This window comes from Marivirga sp., assembly GCF_035704835.1.
Classification (GTDB): domain Bacteria; phylum Bacteroidota; class Bacteroidia; order Cytophagales; family Cyclobacteriaceae; genus Marivirga.
The window spans coordinates 1-4,840 of sequence record NZ_DASSWQ010000033.1; the positions used below are offsets into that span (position 1 = coordinate 1).

At 33.4% G+C, this 4,840-nt stretch carries 5 protein-coding genes; all 5 read left to right on the plus strand.

The annotated features are described in order from the left end of the window. Positions 1-160: 160 nt before the first annotated feature. The gene (locus VFM92_RS05720; RefSeq protein ID WP_325121237.1) at positions 161-847 is read left to right on the plus strand and encodes a hypothetical protein; all 687 of its coding nucleotides are present in this window, start codon (positions 161-163) and stop codon (positions 845-847) included. 162 nt (positions 848-1,009) lie between these two features. Beyond that, a complete protein-coding gene (locus tag VFM92_RS05725) occupies positions 1,010-1,576 on the plus strand; it encodes a hypothetical protein (protein WP_325121238.1) in 567 nt (188 codons plus the stop codon). Between the two features lie 355 nt (positions 1,577-1,931). Then, positions 1,932-2,816, plus strand: coding sequence for a DUF4365 domain-containing protein (locus VFM92_RS05730; RefSeq protein ID WP_325121239.1), 885 nt, complete (start codon positions 1,932-1,934; stop codon positions 2,814-2,816). 48 nt (positions 2,817-2,864) lie between these two features. Further along, the gene (locus VFM92_RS05735; RefSeq protein WP_325121240.1) at positions 2,865-3,566 is read left to right on the plus strand and encodes a hypothetical protein; all 702 of its coding nucleotides are present in this window, start codon (positions 2,865-2,867) and stop codon (positions 3,564-3,566) included. Positions 3,567-3,588: 22 nt separating this feature from the next. Continuing rightward, the gene (locus tag VFM92_RS05740; RefSeq protein ID WP_325121241.1) at positions 3,589-4,224 is read left to right on the plus strand and encodes a hypothetical protein; all 636 of its coding nucleotides are present in this window, start codon (positions 3,589-3,591) and stop codon (positions 4,222-4,224) included. Positions 4,225-4,840 lie beyond the last annotated feature (616 nt).

Here is a 4,840-nt window from a genome sequence, read left to right on the forward strand (position 1 = left end):
TATTTTTCAATTCCCATTATTTCAACTAATTTAGAAGGAATTAAAAATATACTAAATACAACATCAGCTATCAAATCATATATGAAAGGTCATCAAATCACTAAGATTCCCAATCAAAACGATTGATAGCATGACGTTGTGGCACATATAAAACAAGACTATGCAACTAATAATAGGAAATACTCAATATTCTACGAAACCACCAAATATTTGCCCGCACTGTCACGTGACAAATAATCCTTCACAGAAATTTCAATCACCAACTCAGGACACCGATGGAAGTAATTGTAATCTACAAGTGTGGCAATGTGCAAATCACGATTGCAGAAAGCTTTTTGGCGTGGTTTACAAAGTTTTAAATAAGGAAGTTCAAATAACCAATGTTCTAAATGGGCTACCAAAAGGACCAGATTGGCCAAAACCCATCTTAGAATTAAGAAATGGTAATTCAATAGATAGTCAGGAACCAACCCAATCAAAATTCATCAAAACCTATTTGCAGAGTCTTGAAGCTGAATCGTATGGTCTTGACGAAATTGCAGGAATGGGTTATAGGAAAGCCATAGAGTATCTAGTAAAGGATTGGGCAATACAGAATAATCCTGAACAGAAAGAACAGATTCTTGGAAAATGGTTGGGTTCAACAATCTCTGAATATTACTCAGGCGACCTAAAAGAAATTTTGGAAAGAGCGACTTGGTTAGGGAATGACCAAGCACACTACAATAAATTATTTGAAGACTACGATATTGGAATTCTTAAGGAATTAATTGACTTAATAATGGTCGAATTGGATAGAGAACACAAGAAGAAACACTACATAGAAACAATTCAAAAAAGAAAATAAAAATACGTGCCACAACAACGCATATAGCTTATGGCGGGTGAACGGCTGTCAGCAAGGTTTTCGCTCCGCAGTCAACTTTGGTTTCGGTGGACAGGAAAGTGCTTCGAAACCGCCACAAGCCATATGCAAACCGTTGTAGAGCATTAAATACCACAAACATTTATGAAAAATACTATCATTCACACTCTACTTTTCTTACTTTTTGCTTCAGCTTCGGCTAATTCTCAATCTGTAGAACCATCTATAGAGATTATTAGAGAAAATTACGTTGAGATACGAAATAAAATGAATACAATAAAGAAAAAGACAATTAATGCCTCAGGAGAAGATTCTAATGACCCTCAATCCGGTCACCGGAATGAATTTGTACTTTATATACAAGATAGTGATACTCTTCTTATTCAGGAATTTAATATTAATGACGAGGGAGGTCCTTATTCACTTTCTGTCACTGAAGTTTATTATAAGGATTCCCAACCCTTCTTCTATTTCAATAAATATTATGCCTCATGGGAGTCAAGCATGACTGAAACTAGACTATATATTAAAAATGATACTGTAATTAAGAAGCTTAAGAAAAAATATCAATTACATTGGAAAAAAATACCTAATTATGATCTATTGCAAGTGAAGTCTGACACCATTCCTAACAAAGAAGTAGATATTTCAAAATATGAAATTGGTGGAGTCCATTACGTGAAGAATAGTTTAAACAGATTAACTAAATAGTTACGCTCTACAACATAGCATAAAACCCATTTGCTTACTCATTTCATAGTTGGGATTTCTGCATATGTCCCGCAATTTATGCTTCCGCTTCGTGGTAACTTCATCAACGGAGGACCTGCCTTTGCCAGCAGGCAGGCCTGACATTGTAGGGCTCACTAGCTTTTCAAGTAACTTCGTCAACTCAATTATTTGCTATCATCGGGCCGACTGTGTTTTACTCGGCTGACTGGACACGAGGACATCACTTTAATCAACATTCTGCCTTGGTGGAAACCGCATAAATTGCTTAGATTAGCTTTTCATAGCTTACATTGGCAAACAGGTTTTATGTAGGCGTTGTGTGTAATTAAAAGTTATGGCAGAATTTGACCCTACAGAAAGAATCGGAGTAAATGCAACCGAAAGAATTTTCCTTAAGGACTTTGGATGGATATTTCGAGATCAACCCATTTCAGACATGGGTATCGATGCACACGTAGAAATTACACAAGATGGAAATCCGACAGGAAAACTAATCTCACTACAAATAAAAACAGGTCCTAGTCATTTTAAGATTGATGATGAAAAGCTTACCTATTATGGTAAACTGAGGCATTTAGAATATTGGGTTAATCATTCCTTGCCAGTCATCCTGATAGGCCACTTGCCTGAAACAGAAGAGACATTTTGGGCTTTAGTACTATCTAAGAACATTGTTAGAACAAAAAAAAGATGGAAAATTGAAATTTCCAAGACTCAGATTTTAGAGTCAAAATTCAAAGATGATTTATCTAAAATTGGAGAAGGAACAGAAGAAATGATTAAAAAGCGAAAGCTTTTTATAGACAAGCCACTTATGGATATAATACATAATGGTGGAAAGGTTTCAGTTGTTTTTATGGAATGGCTACACAAATCATTGAATAGAACTTCAATCAAAATTATAATAACTCAAAACGGTAAAGAAAGCACTGAAAGAGAATGGGGTGTTGCATATGCAGGATATGAAAATAAAGAAGTAATGAAACTCATTTTCCCTTGGGCTAAAGCATCTATAGACAAAGACTTCTATGACGAAAATCTTGATGAAGATTCTATGAAAAGCATGTATAATTTAGATTGGCTCTATTCCCAAGAGTTTTATCCATATCAAGTACAAGAGAATGAAGCAGCAGATTATCGTCTTGAGCTATCTTTAAATAAACTTGGAGAGAGTTTCATGACATATATAGCTTTTGTTGAAAATGGAGAAATATTTTAAAATAAAAACTACACACAACACGCTTTGCGTGTAATTCGAATTAAGTCAATGTATAAATCAATAAAAATTGAATATTGGACATTTCCAGAAGGACAAGACTTTCATGGTATTGAGGAATTTGTTGATGAAATTGATAAGGATTATTTTCTAACAATTAGCAAAAAAAGAACTGACGCATTAGGAGGTGGCTTATACCATTTAATTATTGAAATTCAGGAGGACTTATCACTTGTTGAACTTGCAAAAAGCTATGTTGAAGATGGAATCAAGCTCTATATAGGGTATCAGGCAAAGGATATCTATAAAACAATTAAAAAGTTATTCGATAAAAATAAAAACCTAAAACCTTCTGTTGAGCAAATTTCTGTAAAGTTCAAAGATTGCAATGTAATATTCTATGAGATATATGAAAACGCAATAGAAGAAAATTTTGAATCAGTAATCACTGAACTTATTAAAGCTGCATCTGAACACAAAAAGATATTTAAAAAAGCGAAAGAAGTACATATTCCGATTTTCAACCAAAAAGACATTTATAATATTTGTGATTATAGAGTCAAGTTGAATGTTGACGAAAACATGACCGATTTTAGGAAAGCTGACTTTCTTAAACTTTGGGGAATTAAATTCAAGAAAAAACACATAGTTTATAATGTGCAAAAGAATAAAATGAAAAAGAAAAAATTCTATACTCAGTCATCATATAACAAATTGTTTGATAGGGAATTTAAAAATGGAAAAATCAAATAAGAAGAAATATATTTTTTAGCTAATGGAGAACTTACTATCACAGATTGACTTCACTGAATTGAGGAATTGGATTATCTTAATTCTAGCAATTATTGGTGGTACCACAACAATTAAAACATATACTTCATCAACAAGACAACGTAAACTTGACAACACATACAAAACTCTTGACTATTTAAGAAGACATATCACAGACAATCAAATTCAGACATTTATTAAGCTTTTCCATGCGAATAATCCACTTGCAGTTCCTGAAAACGAATTTCATTTTGAAGACGGCACTGTTCAGACTATTGAGCATATGTTTTCTGAAGGTGGATGCGGAAATGGCGATTTGCATAATATGATTGAACTCTTTAATTTAATATCAAAAAAGCTTAATAAAGGACTTCTTAATGAAGATTTAATATGGTATGAGTATGGTCAAATTATGCTTTCATGCTACAAGTGGACAAAGTATTTAGAAGACAATATGGAAAAGCTTTTCATAAAACCTCAATTTGATATGTCTGACAAAGAATACAAAGAGTCAGTGAAGTTTTGGAAATCTCAAATGGATAACTTAGAACGGTTTTATCTTGACCTACATAAATACATAGAAAGTTATTCAAAGAATTCTTTAAACTTGCCTATAAAACACTATACCTACGTTGAATAAAAAACTACACACAACAGGCTGTATAGTGCATTGTGGGCAAGGTGGTTTAGATATTTTATCACTAATTTGAAAGTCGCAAAATCCGCTAGCGGATTTTGTAAAAAAGCAAAGAAACAAAACCGCCAAGCGGTTTTTGCTAGTTGCTAAACTGAAATAGTATCTTTATCAAAACCACAACGCACCATACAGTAAACGTTGTATTTAATTCCTTTCTTAAAATTATTCTGCTAGACAGTTGGTAGAAAGAGGGTATAAAAATCGGATTGATTAGCCTTGAAAAGGCCTAAGTTTTTCGGGCGAGCCGTGGAAGCAGTGTGCTTCTAAACGGTAAAGACCGTTAAAAAACTTAGATTGAAGTTAGCCGATTCTTGCCAAAAAGTCAAGAAATGAAGAGGCTAATGAAAAAGCAATCATTTTTATGGGGGATGGATTTAGGCTTTCTACCGGCATGACAACGGATTATATAGCCCTACCTATATACCATTAAGTCATGACTCCAACTGACATGGCAGATAATGCTGAAGGCCTTAAGAAAGGAACATCGTATTTTTCAATTCCCATTATTTCAACTAATTTAGAAGGAATTAAAAATATACTAAATACAACATCAGCTATC

What these genes read in the sequence shown, in the direction of transcription:
- VFM92_RS05735 (WP_325121240.1), top strand. Translation starts at nt 2,865, where the DNA reads ATGTATAAATCAATAAAAATTGAATATTGGACATTTCCAGAAGGACAA.
- VFM92_RS05720 (WP_325121237.1), top strand. Translation starts at nt 161, where the DNA reads ATGCAACTAATAATAGGAAATACTCAATATTCTACGAAACCACCAAAT.
- VFM92_RS05725 (WP_325121238.1), top strand. Translation starts at nt 1,010, where the DNA reads ATGAAAAATACTATCATTCACACTCTACTTTTCTTACTTTTTGCTTCA.
- VFM92_RS05730 (WP_325121239.1), top strand. Translation starts at nt 1,932, where the DNA reads ATGGCAGAATTTGACCCTACAGAAAGAATCGGAGTAAATGCAACCGAA.
- VFM92_RS05740 (WP_325121241.1), top strand. Translation starts at nt 3,589, where the DNA reads ATGGAGAACTTACTATCACAGATTGACTTCACTGAATTGAGGAATTGG.